Source organism: Rhodanobacter koreensis (assembly GCF_054782855.1).
On record NZ_BAAGRR010000002.1, the window covers coordinates 789166 to 810134 of the forward strand.

A 20969-nucleotide genomic window follows, 5' to 3' on the forward strand; every position below is an offset into this window, starting at 1 on the left:
CCCACCCGGTGATCAGTGATCGCCCTTCGGCGTATCGCCACGCAGGCTCGGCCATGCGGCACGCAGGTAGTACAGGCCGGACCAGATCGTCAGCACGCCGGCGAATACCAGCAGGAACTCGCCGATGTGATACAGCCGCAGCGCGGTGGCATCCTTTTCGTGCTGCACGATCAGCACCACCAGGGCGACCATCTGCATCACGGTCTTGAGCTTGCCGACGAAGGCGACCTTGACCGTGGCGCTCATGCCGACCTCGGCCATCCACTCGCGCAGTGCCGACACACTGATCTCGCGCCCGACAATCACCGCTGCAGTCACCGCCATCAGGATGCCGGACCAGCCGCTGCTGGGATGCGACTGCACCAGCAGAAACAGGGTCACAGCGACCATCAGCTTGTCGGCTACCGGGTCGAGAAACGCACCGAAGGCCGAAGTCAGGTTCAAGCGGCGCGCCAGGTAGCCATCCAGCCAGTCGGTGACTGCCGCCAGCACGAACACAATGGCCGCCGTGATGTTGTGACCGCGAAACGGCGCATAGAAGGCCACTACCATGACCGGCAGCAGTGCAACGCGAAACAGGGTCAGCCAGGTCGGCAGGTTGATGCGCATGATTCGTTCCGGATATTTGCGACAGTGTCGCACGCCCCTGCGCCGTCAACGAGTGAAAGCGAGCACAGTGTTCAGCCATGCAGGCTGGCATAGATGCGTTCGGCCAGGCCGCGATCGATGCCCTTGACCTGCATCAGTTCTTCGACGCCGGCGCTCTCGACGCCGGCAAGGCCACCAAAGGCCTTGAGCAGGGCCGAACGCCGCCGCGCACCGATGCCCGGCACGTCCTCCAGCACGCTGCGCTCGCGTGCCTTCTCGCGACGCTTGCGATGGCCGCTGATGGCGAAGCGATGGGCCTCGTCGCGCACGGCAGCGACCAGGTGCAGCGCAGGCGATGACGAACCGGGATGCAGCTCGCGGCCCGGGTTTCCCGATTCCACCCGGGCCAGCACCAACGTTTCCTCGCCAGCGCGCCGCCCCGGCCCCTTTGCCACACCCACGACTTCGATACCCGTGACGCCGAGTTCCTTCAGCACATCCAGCGCCTGCGCCACCTGCCCGCTGCCGCCGTCGATCAGCAGGATGTCCGGGCTTGCGCCCTCGCCTTCGGCGACCTTGCGAAAGCGACGGGTCAACGCCTGGTGCATCGCGGCGTAATCGTCGCCGGGCGTAATGCCGGTGATATTGAAGCGCCGGTAATGCGACTTTTCCGGTCCTTCCGGCCCGAACACCACGCACGAGGCCACGGTCGCCTCGCCCATCGTATGGCTGATGTCGAAGCACTCGATGCGACGCGGAGCGACCGCCAGTCCCAGCACCTTCTGCAGGTCGTCGAAGCGTGTACCCAGCGTCTGCCGGCTGGCCAACCGCGCGGTCAGCGAGGCCTGCGCGTTGCGCTCGGCCATCTGCAGGAATTGCGCGCGATCGCCACGCACGCTCGACTTCAGTTCGACGGCATGGCCGGACTGCTGTGCCAGCAGTTCCGCCAGGATCTCCTGGTCGGCAATCGTCTCGCCGAGGATCAGTTCGCGCGGCACCGGCCGGTCGAGGTAGTACTGCGCGATGAACTGCGTCAGCACGTCGGCCGGCTCGGCATCCAGTGGCAGGCGCGGAAAGAAGTCGCGCGTGCCGAGGCTGATGCCGTTGCGGAAGAACAGCACGCTGACGCAGGCCATCCCCGCCTCGATGCGGCAGGCAATGACGTCCATGTCGGCACTGGCGCCGTGCACATGGTGTTGCGCCTGCAACTGGCGCAACGCAGCCACCTGGTCGCGCAGCACAGCTGCACGTTCGAAATTCAGCGCCTTGCTGGCCTGCTCCATCGCCTCGGCCAGTTCATCGATCACGGCGTTGCTGCGCCCTTCGAGGAACATCTCGGCATGGCGCACGTCGTTGCGGTAATCCGGCACGCTGATCAGCTGCACACAGGGCGCCGTGCAGCGGCCGATCTGGTGCTGCAGGCACGGCCGCGAACGGTTGCGGAAATAGCTGTCCTCGCACTGGCGCACCTTGAACAGCTTCTGCATCAGGCTGAGGCTTTCGCGCACCGCGTAAGTGCTCGGATACGGTCCGAAATAACGTCCCGGCAGGTTGCGCGCACCGCGATGGAAAGCCAGCCGCGGATAGTCCTCGCCGCCTGAGAGGTAGATGTATGGGTAACTCTTGTCGTCGCGAAGCAGGATGTTGTAGCGCGGCTTGAGCGACTTGATCAGCTGGGATTCCAGCAGCAACGCCTCGCCCTCGGTGCGCGTCACGGTGATCTCGACGCGCGCGATCTGCGCCACCATCGCCGCAATGCGCGGTTCCATCCGCGGCTTCAGGAAATAGCTGCCGACCCGCTTCCTGAGATTGCCGGCCTTGCCGACATACAGCAGCTCGCCGTCCGCGTCGAAATGACGATAGACCCCGGGCGAGGTAGTGAGCGTGCGGACGAAAGCCTTGCCGTCGAAGGGTGGCGGTTGCGCGGACTGCATGTGGTCATTCTAGCGGGAGGGAAGTCACCGGATGGGCCGGTATTCCCACCCGATGTGGTGGCTCAATGATGCGTGCGCAACCACTGCTCGGCGCGTTCGAGATCAACCTCGGTATCGATGCCTGGCGGGAACGGTTCCGGGGTCAGGCGCACCGCAATCGCATGGCCGTGTTCGAGCACACGCAACTGTTCCAGCGATTCGGTCTGCTCCAGCGGCGTGCGCGGCAGTCGGGTATAGCTGGCGAGAAAGCCGGCCCGGTACGCATAGATGCCGATATGCCGCAGAAACGGCGAACCGGATGGCAAGGCATGCCGGTTCGCGGCAAACGCATCACGCGCCCAAGGCAACGGTGCACGACTGAAATACAGCGCACGCCCGTTCGCCGTACGCACCAGTTTCACCACGTTCGGATCGAACAGCTCCTCGGCATCGATGATCGGCGTCGCCAAGGTCGCCATCGGCGCATGATCATCGGCCAGTGCCTTGGCTACCGCGCGGATGCCGGCAGCCGGTGCGAATGGCTCATCACCCTGCAGGTTCACCACGATGTTGTCGTCGGCCCAGCCATAGTGCACGGCACACTCGGCCAGCCGGTCGCTGCCCGAGGCATGGTCGCTGCGCGTCATGCAGATCTGCACTCCCTCCTGCCCGGCCAGCGCGTCGGCAATGCGTTGGTCGTCGACGGCCACCACCACCTGGCTGGCGCCAGCCTGCAGCGCACGCTGCGCCACCCGCACCACCATCGGCACGCCACCGATCTCGCGCAAGGGCTTGGCCGGCAGGCGGGTCGAGCCGTAGCGGGCAGGAATGGCGACGATGAACGGCGGGACCGCGTTGGACATGGGCAAGACCTTTGACCGGACGACTAGCTGCCAACAACAATACATGCACCCGGGTGCAGTTCAGTCGATCTTCTGCAAGGCGAAGCCGCAGCCGTTGGCCAGCTCCAGAAAACCGGGGAAGGAGGTGGCGACATGACTGCAGTCGTTGATCCGCACTGACCCCGTCGCGACCAACCCGGCAACGGCAAAACTCATCGCGATGCGATGGTCGAGATGACTCTCCACGGTGCCGGCGCCAAGTGGGCCGCCGTGGATGATCGCGCCATCCGGGGTTTCCTCGATCGTCGTGCCGAGCGTGCGCAGGCCGGCCGCCATCGTCGCGATGCGGTCGGACTCCTTCACGCGCAGTTCGGCGGCGCCACGGATGACCGTGCGACCGCTGGCCGAGGCAGCCGCGATGAACAACACCGGAAACTCGTCGATCATGTCCGGCACCAGCGCCTCGGGCAGTTCGATCCCGTGCAGCGGCGCATGGCGCACGACCAGATCGCCGACCGGCTCGCCGCCGGCTTCACGTTCCTGCTCGACTGTGATGTCCGCGCCCATCAGGCGCAAGGCATGCAGCAGCCCGGTACGGCGTGGATTGAGGCCGACCGCCGGCAGGCGAAACTCGGAACCCGGCACGATGCTGGCGGCGACGAGGAAGAAGGCCGCCGAGGAGAAGTCGGCCGGCACGTCGACACCGGTGGCGCGCAAGGTATGACCACCCGCCAGTCGGGCGCGTCCCGGCACGAAGGTGATCGGCCAGCCGAACGCGGCCAGCATGCGCTCGGTGTAGTCGCGGGTCGGGTGCGGCTCGATGATCTCGGTTTCGCCGGCTGCATACAGGCCAGCCAGCAACAGTGCGGACTTCACCTGCGCGCTGGCCACCGGCAGTTCATATTCGATGCCGTGCAGTGGCTGGCCACCGCGCACGTGCAACGGTGGGAGGCCCTCCTGCGTGTCGATGCGTGCGCCCATCGCGGCCAACGGCTCGGTAACCCGGCGCATCGGCCGCTTCGACAACGAGGCATCACCAATCAAGGTGCTGTCGAACGCCTGCCCCGCCAGCAGGCCGGTCAGCAGGCGCATGCCGGTACCGGCATTGCCGCAGTCCAGCGCTTGCGTCGTACCGCGCAGACCATGCAGGCCAACACCATGCACCACGCGTTCACCCGCCGACGGCGTCTCGATGCGTACGCCGAGCTGCGACAGCACGGCGGCGGTGGCGCGGGTGTCCTCGCCTTCGAGAAAACCGTGGATATGCGACCGCCCCTCGGCAATCGCGGCCAGCATCAGCGCGCGATGCGATACCGACTTGTCGCCGGGCACGCGCACGCTGCCATGCAGAGAGCGGCCCGGTTGGCTGCTCCAGTCAAGACGATTCAAGCGGGTTTTCTCCATGCACATCCGCGCCGATCAGGGCAAGGCCACCGGGTAGGAACCCAGCACGCGTATCGTGGCCGCCGACTCGCCGATCTCCTGCACCGCCGCCTGCAAGGTGGCATCGTCGATATGGCCGGAGACGTCGATGAAGAATGCGTACTGCCACTTGCCGGTGTGCGCCGGCCGCGACTCGATCCGGTTCAGGCTGACGCCATGCTTGGCGAACGGGCTGAGCACGTCGTACAGCGCACCGGGCTTGTCGTTCACGGTGATCAGCAGCGAGGTGCGATCGTTGCCGGAGGGCGGGAAGAGCGAGCGGCCGATCACCAGGAAGCGTGTGGTGTTGTCGGCACGATCCTCGATGCCTTTCGCCACAGTCTTCAGGCCATAAACCTTGCCCGCGGTTTCACCGGCAATCGCCGCCGCATCGTCGGCGTGGCGGGCCAGCCGCGCGGCCTCGGCGTTGCTGCTCACCGCGATGCACTCGACGCCCGGCAGGTTGATGCGCAGCCAGGTCTTGCACTGCTGCAGCGACTGCGCATGCGCATAGATGCGCTTGACGTCCTCCAGCTTGCCGGCCTGCGAATGCAGGCACTGGTGCACGCGCAGTTCCACTTCGCCACAGATGGTGGCTTCGGACGTGAGGAACATGTCCAGCGTGACCTGGATCATGCCCTGCCCGGAGTTTTCCACCGGCACCACGCCGAAATCGGCATGACCGGCGGCGACCTCCTGGAACACCTCCTCGATGCTGCCCAGCGGCAGGCCGTAGGCGGCATGGCCGAAATGCTTGCGCACGGCCTGCTCGCTGAACGTGCCTTCCGGCCCGAGGAAGCCGATCTTCAGCGGATCTTCCTGCGCCAGGCACGATGACATGATCTCGCGGAACAGGCGGACCATCTCGGCATCGGACAGCGGGCCGTCGTTGCGGTCCACCACCATGCGCAGCACATGGGCCTCGCGCTCGGGGCGGTAATAGTCGATCGCCGAGAGCCCCTCGCCCTTCACCTTCGCCACCGTCTGCGCATGGTTGGCGCGCTCGGAAATCAGCTGCTGGATCTGCCGGTCGATGCTGTCGATGCGCTCGCGCATTTCGCTCAGCGGGGTCTTTTTATCGGTCATGCTTTTAGCCGGATGGATGGATAGAAGTCCAAATCGTGTTAAGGCATCATGCCTGAAAAATACAAACCATGAACAGCCTTCCGACGAATCAGCCATGCCTCTTCGCGAAGTCATGCATGAACTCCGTCAGCGCCTGCACGGCTTCCAGCGGCACCGCGTTGTACAGCGAAGCACGCATGCCACCCACCGCCTTGTGCCCTTTCAGCGCGAGCAGACCGGCCGCTTCCGACTCTTTCAGGAATGCTGCATCCAGCGCGGCGTCATGCAGGGTGAACGGCACGTTCATGCGTGAACGCGCCGGCGGATCGACCAGATTGCGGTAGTAGCCATCCGAACCGTCGATGGTCTGGTACAGCAGCTCGGCCTTGGCGCGATTGCGTTCGCCGATCCCGGCGACGCCACCCTGCTCCTTCAGCCACTGGAACGTCAGCCCCGCCAGATACCAGCCCCAGGTATTCGGCGTGTTGAGCATCGAATCGTTCGCCGCGTGCTCGGCGTAGCGGAAGATCTTCGCCATCGGTCGGCCGGCCCGCTGCAGCAGGTCGCGGCGGATGATCATCAGCACCAGTCCGGACGGACCGATGTTCTTCTGGGCACCGGCATAGACCAGCCCGAAGCGGGAGACATCCAGCGGTTCCGAAAGGATGTTCGACGACAGGTCCGCCACCAGTGGCACCGTGCCGACGTCCGGCACGTCGTGGAATTCCACGCCGTGGATCGTCTCGTTCGGCGTGTAGTGCACGTAGGCAGCCTGCGGGTCGAGCTGCCAGCTTTCGCGTGACGGCAACTTCAGATAGCGGTCGGCCTCGCCGCTGGCAGCCACGTTCACCTGCAGGTACGGCGCAGCCTCGCTGGCGGCTTTTGCACTCCAGTGGCCGCTGACGATGTAGTCGGCGCGGTCACCGGCGCCGGCCAGGTTCATCGGAATCTGCGCGAAATGCTGGGTGGCGCCGCCCTGCAGGAACAGCACGGCGTAGTCGGCCGGAATCGCCAGCAGCGCGCGCAGGTCGGCTTCGGCCTGTGCGGCCATCTCGATGAAACGTTTGCCGCGATGGGATTGCTCCATCACCGAGGCGCCGCTGCCGTTCCAGTCCAACATCTCGCGCTGGGCGCGTTCAAGTACCGCCAGTGGCAGCGCCGCCGGACCGGCGCTGAAATTCCAGACTCTGCTCACGTGCGGTTGCATCCCGTGGTGGTGTTCCACGCATTATGGCGCGGCGCAGCATGGCGCGGTCAACTGCAATACGACAGATTCAGAAGCGGATCAGCAGCACCAGCGCGATGCCAAGCGCGAGCACGGCGGCAGTGACGATCAGCCACCACACCTCGCCCGACGGACCTGCGGCCTCTTCCGGGAGGTGTTCCGGTAGCGGTTCGGGCATCACGATCTCCGGCTCCGGCTCCATCCCCGGCCCATCGACCACGAAGCGGTGCATCGCCAGGCCAATCTGGTCGCCCGGCTGCAGTGCCAGGCTCTGCGCATTGACGCCGTTGACCCGCAGCGGATGGCGTACGGATGGTTGGACCGCCTCCAGCAGCAGTTGGCCGTCCTGCCACGCAATGCGCAAAGTAACGACTTCACCCTGCGGCAGTTCCAGCGGACAACACCCCTGCGAACCCAGCTCCAGGCTGTTCTGCAACGGCAATACCCTGCCGGACAGCGGACCGGCTACGGCACGCAAGGCTACGGTGCAACGCTCCTGCTCCGGGACCGTGAGCGGCACACGCAAGGCCGGATCCTCATCCGCGCGCAGCAGCATGCGGCAATCGCCGACGCTGACCACATCGCCGGGACGCAGCAATGCACGCTCGCGCACCGGTCGCGCGTTCACGTAAATGCGGTCGGCCGACGGCACGACCTGCAGCACCCAGCCACGGCGATCCTGCTGGATCCGCAGGTGCTGGGGAGCGGCTTGGCTGGACGCCAGCACGAGGTCATTGTCGGCGGCGCTGCCGATGCGCAATTGCGCCTGCGTCCAGTGGAAATCCTCACGGGCCGCATTGGGAAATTCGATACGCATGGATCAACCGCCGGAAAGACCACGAAACTCTAGCATGCAGCCGCATGCCGTTAAGGATGCTCTGATCCATTCTACGTAGTCGTCACCGTGACTGTCTGTTTGCAGGCCACAGGGCCGTCGGCGAAGGCAGACTGGCCGTCTGTCGAGACGGCGGACCGAAGGCATGCGGACAGACAGTCACGGCCCCAACGCATTGGGTTCAAAGTGAAGGGGTGATGTCCAGAAGGCGCGCAGGCTGCGCCGCGCGTCTTGGCAAGACGGCCAGTCTTCCCGGCGCCGCGCAACACACCCTGCGCGCCTTCTGGACATCATGCCGACTACGTAGAATGGATCAGAGCATCCTTAAGATGCGTGTTTACCCGGAGCCCGTCATGCCCAGTATCGATATCCGTCGCCCGCATCAACTGTCGATTGCCGAGGCGCGTGCCGTGGTCGACAAGGTAGCTGAACGGATGCGTGAAAAACTCGGCGTCGAGGGGCAGTGGCAGGGTGACACGCTGCGCTTCTCGCGACCCGGCGTCAGCGGCACGATCGCGGTCGGCAGCGACGCGATCCAGGTCAAGGCCGAGCTGGGCCTGATGATGTCGCCGCTGAAGGGCATGGTCGAGCAGGAGATCCGGCGCAAGCTGGACGAGCATTTCGCCTGATCAGTGGGGGTTGTCACGATACGTTGATGATTCTTTAACCAGACCCACTTCCATGGCATAATCGTCGGCTTACGCAGCCATGACGGCTGTGCGTGAACCCCGGAACACATGGCCAAAGACGACGTCATCGAAATGGAAGGCACGGTCCAGGAGACCCTGCCCAACACCATGTTTCGTGTGCAACTTGAGAATGGGCACGTGATCATCGCCCACATCTCCGGCCGCATGCGCAAGCACTACATCCGCATCCTCACCGGCGACAAGGTCAAGATCGAGATGACCCCGTACGACCTCAGCAAGGGTCGCATCACGTACCGCATGAAGTAATCGATCCCGGGCCTTGCGCGAATGCGCGGCGGGATCCGATACGGTCGTGAGTGCCGGAAACGAAAGGCGGCGCAATGCGCCGCCTTTGCTTTGCCTGTGATTTGACGAAACGATCAGCCTGGTTCAACTACTGCAGGCAGCTTCTCGACCGCCTCGCAGTCCACTCGCAACTCGCCGTCGCGCACGCTCAGGCGTACCTTGCCGCCCTCGGCCAGCTTGCCGAACAGCAACTCGTCGGCCAGCGCGCGCTTCACCTTCTCCTGGATCACCCGTGCCATCGGCCGCGCACCCATCTGCGGGTCGAAGCCGTGCTCGGCCAGCCAGCGGCGGGCCTCGGCGTCCACGTCCAGGCTCACCTGCTTCTCGCTCAACTGGCTTTCCAGCTCGATCAGGAACTTGTCGACCACGCGCAGGATGTGCTCGAAATCGAGCGCGCTGAACTGGATGATCGCGTCCAGCCGGTTGCGGAACTCCGGCGTGAAGATGCGGCGGATCACTTCCATCGCGTCCGACTCGTGCTTCTGCTCGACGAAACCGATGCTGCGTCGTGAGGCCAGTGCCGCGCCCGCGTTGGTGGTCATCACCACCACCACGTTCTTGAAGTTCGCCTCGCGGCCGTTGGTATCGGTCAGCACGCCGCGATCCATCACCTGCAGCAGGATGTTGAACACATCCGGGTGCGCCTTCTCGATCTCATCCAGCAGCAGCACCGCGTGCGGATGCTTGGTCACTGCCTCGGTCAGCAGGCCGCCCTGGTCGAAACCGACATAGCCCGGAGGCGCGCCGACCAGCCGCGACACCGAATGTCCTTCCATGTATTCGGACATGTCGAAACGGATCATCTCGATGCCGAGCTGCATCGCCAGCTGCTTGGTCACCTCGGTCTTGCCCACACCTGTCGGACCGGCAAGCAGGAAGCAGCCGATTGGTTTGGACGGATCGGCCAGGCCGGAACGGGCCATCTTGATCGACGCAGCGAGCGCCTCGATCGCCGGATCCTGGCCGAACACCACCATCTTGAGGTTGCGTTCCAGGTTGCGCAGCACGTCACGATCCGACGCCGATACCTGCTTGGCCGGGATGCGCGCCATCTTGGCGATGATGTACTCGACTTCAGTGACATCGACCTTGCCGCTGCGCTGATCCTCCGGCAGCAGGCGCTGGCGTGCGCCGGCCTCGTCGATCACGTCGATCGCCTTGTCCGGCAGCAGGCGGTCGGGGATGTGCTTGACCGACAGATCCACCGCGGCCTTCAACGCCTCGTTGGTATAGGCGACGTGGTGGTGTTCTTCGAAGCGCGAGCGCAGCCCCTTGAGTATCTCGATGCTGTCGGCCACGGTGGGCTCGACCACGTCGATCTTCTGGAAGCGGCGGGCCAGCGCGCGGTCCTTCTCGAACACGCCACGGTATTCCTGGAACGTGGTGGAACCGATGCAGCGCAGTTCGCCCGACGCCAGCATCGGCTTGATCAGGTTGCTGGCGTCCATCGTGCCACCCGACGCTGAACCGGCACCGATGATGGTGTGGATCTCGTCGATGAACAGGATGGCGCCCGGCTGCTTTTTCAGCTGGGCGATCACACCCTTCAGGCGTTTCTCGAAATCACCGCGGTACTTGGTGCCGGCGACCAGCGCACCAAGATCCAGCGACCAGATCGTGGCGCTTTCCAGCACCTCCGGCACTTCGCCATCGACGATGCGCTTGGCCAGACCTTCGGCCAACGCCGTCTTGCCCACGCCGGCCTCGCCGACATACAACGGATTGTTCTTGCGCCGGCGGCACAGCACCTGGATCGTGCGCTCGATCTCGTCGGCGCGACCGATCAGCGGGTCGATCTTGCCTTCCAGTGCCAGTTCGTTGAGATTGCTGGCGAACTCGTGCAGCGGATTGCCCTTCGGCTCACCGCCCTCCTCGCCTTCACGCTCGCTGCCACCGGACGAGCCGGCTGCCGGCTCGTCGCCGATCTTGGCGATGCCGTGCGAGATGTAATTGACCACGTCCAGACGGGTGATCTCCTGCTGGTGCATGAAATACACCGCATGCGAATCCTTTTCACCGAAGATCGCCACCAGCACATTGGCGCCAGTCACTTCCTTCCGGCCCGAGGACTGCACGTGATACACCGCGCGCTGCAGCACTCGCTGGAAACCCAGCGTCGGCTGTGTATCACGCTCGTCGCCATGCGGCAGCACCGGCACGGTCTCGGCGATGATGCGTTCGAGTTCGGTCGACAGCCGCGGCAGATCCACGCCGCAGGCGCGCAGGGCACCCACCGCCGACTGGTTTTCGGTCAGCGCCAGCAGCAGGTGCTCCACCGTCATGAACTCATGGCGCTGTTCGCGGGCCTGCTTGTAGCAATGGCCGATGGTGACTTCCAGATCCTTGCTGAACATTCGGATCGTCTCCGCTTATATGTTGAGCGGCCCGTAGTGCCGCGATGAGCACGAAATGGGGTCTGCTGTGCTATTTCCATAGTGCCGCCAAGGCGGCCTGTGGAGCTTTTCCACAGTGCCCGCCAAGGCGATCACTAGAGCTTTTCCATAGTGCACAACAACGGGTGCTGATGGGAGCGTGAATACTCGTTGACGTGGGTTACCTTGGTTTCAGCCACCTCGCGGGTAAACACGCCGCACACGCCCCGTCCGCGGGTATGCACGTGCAACATCACCTGTACCGCCTGCTCCTGGTCCAGATTGAAAAAACTGCGCAGCACCTCGACCACGAAATCCATTGGAGTGAAATCGTCGTTCAGCAACAGCACCTGAAACAGCGGTGGCCGCGCCACTTCGGGCTTGGCGGTTTCCAGCGCCAGTCCGCGGCCGCTGTCGTGCTCATGTTCGGGTTCGTGGGCCATGGGTTCCGGTGTATTCGATCTCTGGTTTGAAGTATACGCCGCAGCGGACAAGTGGCCGCAGCGGTGCACCGGCAGAGGTAATGGCACAATGGCCGCTTTTCCAGTGCCTTGCTGCTTCCATGCCCGATTCCGTTGTTTCCCTTGAGGTCTGGCGCCCCCACGTCACCGTGGCCTGTGTGGTGGCTGCCGGTGACCGCTATCTGATGGTCGAGGAGGAAGTGAACGGACGCCTCGCCTACAACCAGCCGGCAGGCCATCTGGACGAGGGCGAAAGCCTGGCCGCGGCCGCCATGCGCGAGACGCTGGAGGAAACCGGCTGGACGGTGGAACTGCAGCACCTGATCGGTGTGCACCAATGGCGCAGCACCGAACATGGCGACGCCGTGATCCGCTTCAGCTTCGCCGCCCGCGCCGTCAGCCACGACCCGGACCGTCCGCTGGATACCGATATCCGACGTGCGTTGTGGCTCACCCGGGCCGAGATCGCCGCGCTAGGAGAGCGCTTGCGCAGCCCGATGGTCCTGCTGAGCGTCGACGCGTGGCTGGCCGGGCAGCGGTTGCCGCTGGAAACACTGGCATGGCTGCCGGAAGGTGGCGCGACATGAAGGTGATGCTCGGCATCTCCGGCGGCGTCGACTCCTCGGTCGCCGCACTGCTGCTGCAACAAGCCGGCCACCATGTCGAGGGCCTGTTCATGCAGAACTGGGAAGAGGACGACCGTACCGGCCCATGCACCACCGATGCCGATCGCAAGGACGCGGTGGCGGTATGTGGGCGGCTCGGCATTCCGTTCCATGCGCGCAATTTCGCCGCCGCCTATTGGGACGGCGTGTTCGAGCATTTCCTCGCCGAATACCGCGCCGGGCGCACGCCGAACCCCGACGTGCTGTGCAACCGCGAGATCAAGTTCAAGACCTTCCTGGACGAGGCGCATGCGCTCGGCGCCGAGAAGATCGCCACCGGGCATTACGCCCGCGTCGACTTCCACGACGGCCGTTATCGCCTGCTGCGCGCGGTCGATGCGGCCAAGGACCAGAGCTACTTCCTGCATGCGCTGGGCCAGCAGCAGCTGGCGGCCACGCTGTTCCCGCTGGGCGAGATCGAGAAACCCCGCGTGCGCGAGCTGGCCCGCGAGGCGGCGCTGCCCACCCACGCCAAGAAGGATTCCACCGGCATCTGCTTCATCGGCGAACGCGATTTCCGCAGCTTCCTGGCGCAATACATTCCGGCCCGCTCCGGTGAGATGCACACGCCCGACGGTGAACTGATCGGCAAGCACCAGGGCGTGATGTATTACACCCTGGGGCAGCGCAATGGGCTCGGTATCGGCGGCCGCCACGGTGCCGCCGGCGCGGCGTGGTATGTGGTCGGCAAGGACGTGACCACGAACGTGCTCTATGTCGCCCAGGGCGGCGAGAATCAATGGCTGTACTCGCAACGCCTGCTGACAGAAACCCCCAACTGGGTCGCCGGCAATGCGCCAGCCCCCCATTTTCGCTGCACGGCCAAGACCCGCTATCGTCAGTCCGACCAGGCCTGCAGTGTCAGCGTGCTGCCCGACGGGCTGGAAGTCCGCTTCGACGAGCCCCAGCGCGCTGTCACGCCGGGGCAATCCGTGGTCTTCTACGATGGCGAAACCTGTCTCGGCGGCGCCGTGATCGCCGCTACCGATGCACCTTACGGCGGCCTGCTTCCGGCCTTCATCCCCTCCCCCACGCCCACCGCAAGAGAATCGCAACCCCGTGTTTGAAACTTTTTCCATGAATGAAGAGCGCGTGCTTGCCCTTGCCGGCCTGTTCCAGGCTTGCGCACTGGCGCAGCAGCTGGCCAACGAAGGGCGCTGCGACGAAGGCGCGATGGAAGCCAGCGTGGCAAGCGTGTTCCGTATCGACGCACCGTCGGTGGTCGGCGTGTACGGCAACATCTCCAACGTGCGGATCGGCCTGCGCAACCTGATCGCACAGCTTGACGAGAGCGACCGCGACATGGCGGTAACCCGCATGGTGGTGACCGTGATGCGGCTGGAACGCAGCCTGTCAGGCCGACCGGAGCTGCTCGGCAAACTGCAGCAGGGCATCGTCGCCGCGCAGCGACAGGTCGAACATTTCGGCCAGGATTCGAGCCAGGTCACCAGTCGACTGGCCGAACTGTACGCATCCACCCTGTCCACGTTGAGGCCACGCGTGATGGTCAGCGGCAATCCGCAGCAGTTGCAACTGCCAGCCGTGGTGGAAAAGGTGCGCAGCAACCTGCTGGCTGCGGTGCGTTCGGCGGTGCTGTGGCGACAGGTCGGCGGCCGTCAGTGGCAGTTGCTGCTGTATCGGCGTCAGTGCAGCATGCTGGCACGCGGCCTGCTGACCGGAGCGACGCTGGACAACCGCTGACTTAAAGGTAGCGACAAGCTTGGTTGTCCAGAATGCGCCGGAATGGCTCGCTGACCGGGTCGTGGCTCACAGGTAACCGACGTGCACATACTGCTTGTGGAAGACGACAACCAGCTGGGCGAGGCGATCCGGCATGCGCTGGTGCAGCAGTCCTATGCCGTGACCTGGCTGCATGACGGCAAGGAAGCCGCGCGGGCGCTGCGCGACCCTACCGCCGACCTCGTGCTGCTCGATCTCGGCCTGCCCGGGATGGACGGCATGGACGTATTGCTCGAGGCCCGCCGGGATGGCGTGAAGACACCGATCCTCGTCATGACCGCGAGGGACGCGCTGGAAACGCGCATCCGCGGCCTGGATATCGGTGCCGACGACTACCTGGTCAAACCCTTCCATGTCGGCGAACTGGTGGCACGTATCCGTTCGCTCACGCGCCGCGTGCGTGGTCTCGCCGAGAATCTGATCGAGGCCGGCGGCATGCGGTTGAACCTGGCCACGGCCGAGGTGGAATTTCGCGGCGATCAGATCAGCCTGACCCGTCGCGAATTCGCCCTGCTGCAGGCACTGATGGAACATGCCGGCCACATCGTCCGCCGCGAGGCGCTGGAGAACTCGGTCTACGGGCTGGACACCGTGGTGGAACGCAATGCGATCGAGGTGCAGGTGCACTGGCTGCGTCGCAAGCTGTGCCCCGAGGCGATCCGTACCGTGCGCGGCATCGGCTACATGGTTCCACGCGAGCCCAAATGAACGAGTCCGAATGAAGCTGTCCGAATGAAAGCTGCAAGCCTGCGCACCCGGCTCACCTGGCTGATCATCGCCGTGCAGGTTGGCGTGCTGATTCCGCTGGGCGTGCTGAGCTACCAGCGCGAATTGCGCGAGATGGGCTACCTGCTCGACGGACGGCTGGCACAGGCCGGCCGCACGGTGGGATCGCTGCTCGAACACCTGCCGTCCTCCACCATGCCCGGCTCGCCGGATATCGCGCTGAGCGCGGAGAATCTGCACAGCGCCGTCATGGTGCGCGTGCACAAGCGCAACTACGAACCCGAGGTGGGCTTCCAGGCCTACAGCGCCAGCGGCAAGCTGCTGGCCGCCACATCCAATTTCGCCGACCTGCCGGCGCCGGCGACCGATGAGCGCGGCTTCCGCGACCTTCATCTGGACGATCGGGCATGGCGCACCTTCACGCTGAAGAACCAGTCAGGGCTGGTCATACGCATCGGCGAACGCTATGACAACCGCAACGAAATCACCCGTGCGCTGGTGATGGAGCACAGTCTTCCGCTGCTCATCGGCCTGCCGCTGCTGGCGCTGCTGGCAGGCCTCGCGGTCAAGCGCGGCCTGCGCCCGCTGGCCCTGCTCACGGAACAGCTGGCGGCGCGCACGCCGGGAAGCCGCCAGCCGGTCGCGGTCGACCACACACCACGCGAGATCACGCCACTCGTCGTGACGCTGAACCAGCAACTGGAGCGACTGGAAGACACGATCGAGCGCGAACACCGGTTTGCCAGCGACGTGGCACACGAGCTGCGCACACCGCTGACCGCCTCGATGATTCACCTCGAAAACGCCTTGATTGCCAACGACCCTGGCGAGATCGAATTCACGCTGCAAAGCGCACAACTGAGCCTGACCCGGTTGGCGCGAAGAATCGAGCAGATCCTGGCACTCGCACGACTGGAAGCCGGTGCCGCCTCGCAGCAACGAACGCGCCTGGATCTGATCGCACTGGCAACCGAGGTGATCGAAGAGCTGGCGCCCGTCATCGCCGAGAAGGACATCGCGTTCAGTCTCGATCACGACGTCGACGTGCTGTGGGTGCAAGGCCACGAAGCGGCACTGACCGCCATGTTCCGCAACCTGATCGAGAACGCCCTGCGTTACACCGGTCAGGAAGGCCGTGTCGAGGTGTCAATCGAGCTGGTGAACAACGAGGCGGTCATCTGCATTTGCGATGACGGTCCTGGCATTCCCGCCGAACGCAGGGGCGCGGTTTTCGAGCGCTTCCATCGCGCCGCCGAGGGGGATTCCCGCGGCTACGGCCTGGGACTCAGCATCGTCCAGCGCGCCATCGAGCTGCATGACGCCCGCATCGAACTGCTCGCCTCGCCTTTCGGCCACGGGCTCCAGGTGCGCATCCGCATGGGTGCCGTGCCGGCATAACCGCACTGCCCCGCAGCACCCGGGTCGAACGGCGGATGACCCGACCGGCGTTCAGAAAGCCTGCAAAAGGTTTCCACAAGACTGGCTTGCGATCATGCGCAGCATCGGCTTGATCCCCACGGCACCTTCCCCGGTCATGCGCATGAAACCAGTATCCCGACAGAATATGCCCGGCCCACCCTGATCCGGCGCTCCATCCCTCCACATCGCTGCCCGCGACGGAATGACGCCTGGCGCTTTCGTCACGCACGCATGTCTGTCACACCGAAGCTTCCGGAAACCCTCCCATGCTTGGTCTAGTTCGCCTGGCGCTGTCACGCCCCTACACCTTCGTCGTGCTGGCGCTGCTCATCCTGATTGCCGGGCCACTGGCGGCACTGCGCACCCCCACCGATATCTTCCCGAACATCGGCATCCCGGTGATCAGCGTGGTGTGGACCTACAAGGGCATGCCGCCGGATCAGATGTCCGGCCGCATCATCTACTACTACGAGCGCACACTGACCACCTCGGTCAACAACATCGAACATATCGAGTCGCAGTCGCTGCCCGGTGCCGGCGTGGTGAAGATCTTCTTCCAGCCGGGCACCGACATCCGTACCGCGACCGCCCAGGTCACCTCGATCTCGCAGACGGTGGTGAAGCAGATGCCGCCAGGCATCACACCGCCGCTGATCCTCAACTACAACGCCTCGACCGTGCCCGTGCTGCAGATGGCACTGTCGAGCAAGACACTGTCCGAATCGAAGATCCGTGACATCGCGCAGAACGACGTGCGCACCACGCTGACCTCGGTGGACGGCGTGGCGATCCCGACGCCCTACGGCGGCAAGCAGCGCCAGATCACGCTCGACCTCGACCCGCAGGCGCTCGACGCCAAGGGCCTGTCGGCGCAAGACGTGGCCAATGCACTGGCGTCGCAGAACCAGATCATCCCGGTCGGCACCGCCAAGATCGGCACCTACGAATACAACGTCAAGCTCAACAACAGTCCCGAGGCGTTTGCTGCGCTGAACAACCTGCCGATCAAGACGGTCAACGGCGCCACCATCACCATCGGCCAGGTCGCCCACGTGCGCGACGGCTCGCCGCCGCAGAACAACGTGGTGCGCGTGGACGGCAAGCGCGCCGTGCTGATGCCGATCCTGAAGACCGGCGACGCATCGACGCTGGGCGTGGTCGCCGGCGTCAAGAAGCTGATGCCGCTGATCGATGAGACGATGCCGCCGTCGCTGAAGATCTCGATGCTCAACGATCAGTCGGTATTCGTGAAATCGGCGATCGCCTCGGTGGCGCGCGAGGGCATCATCGCTGCGCTCCTTACGTCGGTGATGATCCTGATCTTCCTCGGCAGCTGGCGTTCCACCATCATCATCGCGGTATCGATTCCGCTGGCGATCCTGTCTTCGATCGCCCTGCTGTCGCTGACCGGTCAGACGCTCAACATCATGACGCTCGGTGGCCTGGCGCTGGCGGTGGGCATCCTGGTCGACGATGCGACCGTGACCATCGAGAACATCAACTGGCATCTCGAACAGGGCAAGGACGTGCATTCGGCGATCATGGATGGCGCCAGGCAGATCGTCACACCCGCCTTCGTCTCGTTGCTGTGCATCTGCATCGTGTTCGTGCCGATGTTCATGCTCGATGGCATCGCCGGCTTCCTGTTCAGGCCGATGGCGCTGGCGGTGATCTTCGCGATGGCCTCGTCCTTCGTGCTGTCGCGCACACTGGTACCCACCATGGCGATGTACCTGCTGCAACCGCACGTCACCGAGAAGGGAACGGGCGACCATCCGGAAGACAGCTACATCAACCATCACGAAGGTGACCAGCACCACGCCAGCCGCCATGTGTTCGTGCGCAAGGCGATCGCCTTCCAGCTGAGGTTCGAGCATCACTTCACCCGGATTCGAGATGCTTACTACGCCACGCTCGGCGTGGCGTTGACCCATCGCCGGAACTTCATCCTAGGTTTCCTCGGTTTTGTGCTGATCTCGTTCGCCCTGGTACCGACCCTCGGGCGCGATTTCTTCCCTGACGTGGATTCCGGCTCGATCGCGCTGCATGTGCGCGCGCCGATGGGCACCCGCGTAGAGGAAACCGCCGCGGAATTCGATCGCATCGAAGCGGCAATCCGCCGGATCATCCCGGCCGACCAGCTTGATTCGGTGATCGACAACATTGGCCTGCCGCTGAGCAGCGTCAACCTGGTCTACAGCAACACCGGCACCATCGGTCCGCAAGACGGTGACATCCAGATCGCGCTGAAGGATGGTCATCAGCCTGGCGCGGATTTCATCAAGAAGCTCCGCGTGCAATTGCCGCGGGAGTTTCCTGGCACCGAGTTCTCCTTTCTGCCAGCCGACATGACCAGCGAGATCCTGAACTTCGGCGCGCCTGCACCGCTGGATGTGTCGATCACCGGGCGCAACAGCGAAGAGAACGAGGCGTATGCAACGCAGATCATGAAACGCCTGCGCGCCGTTCCCGGCATCGCCGACGTGCGCCTGCAACAGAGCACCAGCTATCCGCAGTTCAATGTGTCGGTGAACCGTACCCGCGCCGACGCGCTGGGCATTACCGAAGGCGATGTCACCAACAGCATGGTTGCCTCACTGGCCGGCAGCGGCCAGGTGGCGCCGGCATTCTGGCTGAATCCGAAGAACGGCGTCTCCTACGCTATCGTCGCCGCGACTCCGCAATACAAGATGGATTCGATGGCCGACCTGGCACGGCTGCCGGTGACCTCGTCCAAGGACAAGGGCAGCCAGATGCTGGGTGGCATCGCCAGCTTCACACGTGAGCCCAGTGCCGCAGTGGTCACGCACTACAACATCCTGCCCTCGTTCGACATCTACGCCTCGGTGCAGGATCGCGATCTCGGCGCGGTGGCCAACGACGTGAACAAGGTGCTGGCGCAGTTCGCCAGCACCCGGCCCAAGGGCACCATGGTCACCCTGCGCGGACAGGTAGGCACCATGAACGAGGCCTTCAGCGGCCTGCTGTTCGGCCTGCTCGGCGCGGTGGTGCTGATCTACCTGCTGATCGTGGTCAATTTCCAGTCATGGCTGGACCCGTTCGTGATCATCACCGCACTGCCCGCCGCGCTGGCCGGCATCGTGTGGATGCTGTTCGTCAGCCACACGACCCTGTCGGTACCCGCCCTCACCGGCGCCATCATGTGCATGGGTGTGGCCACTGCCAACTCGATCCTGGTGGTGAGCTTCGCCCGCGAACGCCTCGCCGAGCATGGTGACGCGATGAAGGCTGCGCTGGAAGCCGGCTTCACCCGCTTCCGACCGGTCTGCATGACCGCGCTGGCGATGATCATCGGCATGCTGCCGATGGCCATGAGCCATGAACAGAACTCACCACTCGGCATTGCCGTGATCGGCGGCCTGCTGTTCGCCACCTTTGCCACCCTGTTGTTCGTGCCAGTGATCTTCAGCCTCGTCCACGCCAAAGAACCACGCGTCGTTTCCACCGCTCCCCTGTTTGGAGAAGACCCCCATGTCGCATAACGTCGCGCCACATAACGTAGGCGAGCCAGCAAAGCAGCCGCCACGCATCAGGACTGCCATCGTCGCCTCGCTGGCCGTAGCGGTGCTGGCGACGGTGATCGGACTGGCCGTGCGCGCCCACGACTACCACCAGCTGGTGACCTGGACCGATGCACAGGAGCTGCCCACGGTTCAGTTGGTGGCGCCGCTGGCTTCGGCGGGCGCGCATCACATGACGCTGCCCGGTCACATCGAGGCATGGATCAGCGCACCGATCCACGCGCGCGTCAGCGGCTACCTGAAAAGCTGGAGCAAGGACATCGGCAGCGCGGTGAATGCCGGCGACACGCTCGGCGTCATCGACACACCGGAACTGGACCAGCAATACGAGCAGGCCAAGGCCGTGCTGGTGCGTGCCAAGGCTGACGAACACCTGGCACAGGTCACCAGCCAACGCTGGCAGCACCTGCTCACGTCCAACTCCGTCTCCAAGCAGGAGGCCGACGAGAAGAGCGGCGAAGCCGCGGTGGCCGCCGCCAACGTGCTGTCGGCGCAAGCGGATCTGGACCGCCTGGCCGCGCTGGAATCCTTCAAGAAGATCACCGCCCCCTTCGGGGGTACCGTAACCAGCCGCAACACCGACATCGGCGACCTGATCTCGGCGACCAGCGAAAGCAGCCCTGCACTCTTCACCGTAGCCGATACCAGCAAGATGCGCCTGTACGTGCGCATTCCGCAGAGCTACGCGTCCTCGATCAAGCCGGGCATGACGGTTGACCTCAGCGTGCTGGAGCACCCCGGCAAAGTCTACAAAGCCACCTTGATCGGCTCATCGGCTTCGGTCAATCAAGCTTCCGGTGCCTTGCTTGCACAGTTCGAGGCGCCCAATCCGAATGGCGAGCTGCTGCCCGGCGACTATGCCGAGGTGAACCTGCCGGTATCGGTCAACACGCGCCTGATTACCGTGCCGGCGACGGTGCTGATCTTCCGTGCCGCCGGCCCGCAGATCGCCGTACTGGGTGCGGATGACCGTGTGCAGTTGCGCGATGTCCATGTCGGCATGGACCTGGGCGATACGCTGGAAATCGATCACGGCCTGCTACCGGGCGACCGCATCATCGATCATCCACCGGATTCGCTGTCGCAGGGCGACCAGGTGCGTCTTGCGAAGACGACATCACCAGAGAACGACGCACATGCACAGCCCAGGCAAGGTTGA

General features: G+C 64.4%; 18 protein-coding genes. 9 read left to right on the top strand and 9 right to left on the bottom strand.

Annotated elements, in window-relative coordinates:
* Positions 1–12: 12 nt before the first annotated feature.
* The 7 genes from pgsA to ACYVKM_RS09445 all read right to left on the bottom strand — a co-directional run bounded on the left by pgsA (position 13) and on the right by ACYVKM_RS09445 (position 7872).
* On the bottom strand, positions 13–609 hold the full coding sequence (pgsA, locus tag ACYVKM_RS09415; protein ID WP_460877336.1) for a CDP-diacylglycerol--glycerol-3-phosphate 3-phosphatidyltransferase: 597 nt from the start codon (positions 607–609) through the stop codon (positions 13–15).
* Positions 610–680: 71 nt separating this feature from the next.
* Positions 681–2522 (bottom strand): excinuclease ABC subunit UvrC, encoded by a 1842-nt coding sequence (gene uvrC, locus ACYVKM_RS09420; RefSeq protein WP_460877337.1) that lies wholly within the window; start codon positions 2520–2522, stop codon positions 681–683.
* A gap of 62 nt (positions 2523–2584) precedes the next feature.
* Complete coding sequence (gene kdsB, locus ACYVKM_RS09425) at positions 2585–3364, bottom strand: 3-deoxy-manno-octulosonate cytidylyltransferase (protein WP_460877338.1); 780 nt, start codon at positions 3362–3364, stop codon at positions 2585–2587.
* Between the two features lie 60 nt (positions 3365–3424).
* Entirely contained in the window at positions 3425–4732 is a 1308-nt protein-coding gene (aroA, locus tag ACYVKM_RS09430; protein WP_460877339.1) for a 3-phosphoshikimate 1-carboxyvinyltransferase, read from the bottom strand.
* 30 nt (positions 4733–4762) lie between these two features.
* On the bottom strand, positions 4763–5851 hold the full coding sequence (gene pheA, locus ACYVKM_RS09435) for a prephenate dehydratase (protein WP_460877340.1): 1089 nt from the start codon (positions 5849–5851) through the stop codon (positions 4763–4765).
* 88 nt (positions 5852–5939) lie between these two features.
* Positions 5940–7025, bottom strand: coding sequence for a 3-phosphoserine/phosphohydroxythreonine transaminase (gene serC / locus ACYVKM_RS09440; protein WP_460877341.1), 1086 nt, complete (start codon positions 7023–7025; stop codon positions 5940–5942).
* A gap of 79 nt (positions 7026–7104) precedes the next feature.
* A complete protein-coding gene (locus ACYVKM_RS09445) occupies positions 7105–7872 on the bottom strand; it encodes an FHA domain-containing protein (protein WP_460877342.1) in 768 nt (255 codons plus the stop codon).
* A 371-nt stretch (positions 7873–8243) separates the two neighbouring features.
* Here ACYVKM_RS09445 and ACYVKM_RS09450 point away from each other — a divergent pair, with 371 nt between their 5' ends.
* Both ACYVKM_RS09450 and infA read left to right on the top strand, forming a co-directional pair.
* The gene (locus ACYVKM_RS09450) at positions 8244–8519 is read left to right on the top strand and encodes a polyhydroxyalkanoic acid system family protein (protein ID WP_460877343.1); all 276 of its coding nucleotides are present in this window, start codon (positions 8244–8246) and stop codon (positions 8517–8519) included.
* Positions 8520–8627: 108 nt separating this feature from the next.
* Positions 8628–8846, top strand: coding sequence for a translation initiation factor IF-1 (gene infA, locus ACYVKM_RS09455; protein WP_007508585.1), 219 nt, complete (start codon positions 8628–8630; stop codon positions 8844–8846).
* A gap of 113 nt (positions 8847–8959) precedes the next feature.
* Here infA and clpA read toward each other — a convergent pair whose 3' ends face one another.
* Together clpA and clpS are read right to left on the bottom strand one after the other, a co-directional pair.
* Complete coding sequence (clpA, locus tag ACYVKM_RS09460) at positions 8960–11239, bottom strand: ATP-dependent Clp protease ATP-binding subunit ClpA (RefSeq protein WP_460877344.1); 2280 nt, start codon at positions 11237–11239, stop codon at positions 8960–8962.
* 134 nt (positions 11240–11373) lie between these two features.
* On the bottom strand, positions 11374–11700 hold the full coding sequence (gene clpS, locus ACYVKM_RS09465; protein ID WP_007808959.1) for an ATP-dependent Clp protease adapter ClpS: 327 nt from the start codon (positions 11698–11700) through the stop codon (positions 11374–11376).
* Between the two features lie 119 nt (positions 11701–11819).
* Between clpS and ACYVKM_RS09470 the strand changes: the two genes are divergently transcribed.
* The 7 genes from ACYVKM_RS09470 (at position 11820) to ACYVKM_RS09500 (ending at position 20969) form a co-directional block, all read left to right on the top strand.
* On the top strand, positions 11820–12305 hold the full coding sequence (locus ACYVKM_RS09470; RefSeq protein ID WP_460877345.1) for an NUDIX hydrolase: 486 nt from the start codon (positions 11820–11822) through the stop codon (positions 12303–12305).
* Positions 12302–13450, top strand: coding sequence for a tRNA 2-thiouridine(34) synthase MnmA (gene mnmA / locus ACYVKM_RS09475; RefSeq protein ID WP_460877810.1), 1149 nt, complete (start codon positions 12302–12304; stop codon positions 13448–13450). The genes ACYVKM_RS09470 and mnmA overlap by 4 nt, the downstream gene beginning before the upstream one ends.
* A 10-nt stretch (positions 13451–13460) precedes the next feature.
* Complete coding sequence (hflD, locus tag ACYVKM_RS09480; RefSeq protein ID WP_460877346.1) at positions 13461–14084, top strand: high frequency lysogenization protein HflD; 624 nt, start codon at positions 13461–13463, stop codon at positions 14082–14084.
* Between the two features lie 81 nt (positions 14085–14165).
* Positions 14166–14831, top strand: coding sequence for a response regulator (locus tag ACYVKM_RS09485; RefSeq protein WP_460877347.1), 666 nt, complete (start codon positions 14166–14168; stop codon positions 14829–14831).
* Between the two features lie 24 nt (positions 14832–14855).
* Positions 14856–16247 carry a sensor histidine kinase gene (locus tag ACYVKM_RS09490; RefSeq protein ID WP_460877348.1) on the top strand — a complete coding sequence of 464 codons (1392 nt, stop codon included), beginning with the start codon at positions 14856–14858 and terminating at the stop codon, positions 16245–16247.
* A 287-nt stretch (positions 16248–16534) separates the two neighbouring features.
* Positions 16535–19771 carry an efflux RND transporter permease subunit gene (locus ACYVKM_RS09495; RefSeq protein WP_460877349.1) on the top strand — a complete coding sequence of 1079 codons (3237 nt, stop codon included), beginning with the start codon at positions 16535–16537 and terminating at the stop codon, positions 19769–19771.
* A complete protein-coding gene (locus ACYVKM_RS09500) occupies positions 19761–20969 on the top strand; it encodes an efflux RND transporter periplasmic adaptor subunit (RefSeq protein ID WP_460877350.1) in 1209 nt (402 codons plus the stop codon). The genes ACYVKM_RS09495 and ACYVKM_RS09500 overlap by 11 nt, the downstream gene beginning before the upstream one ends.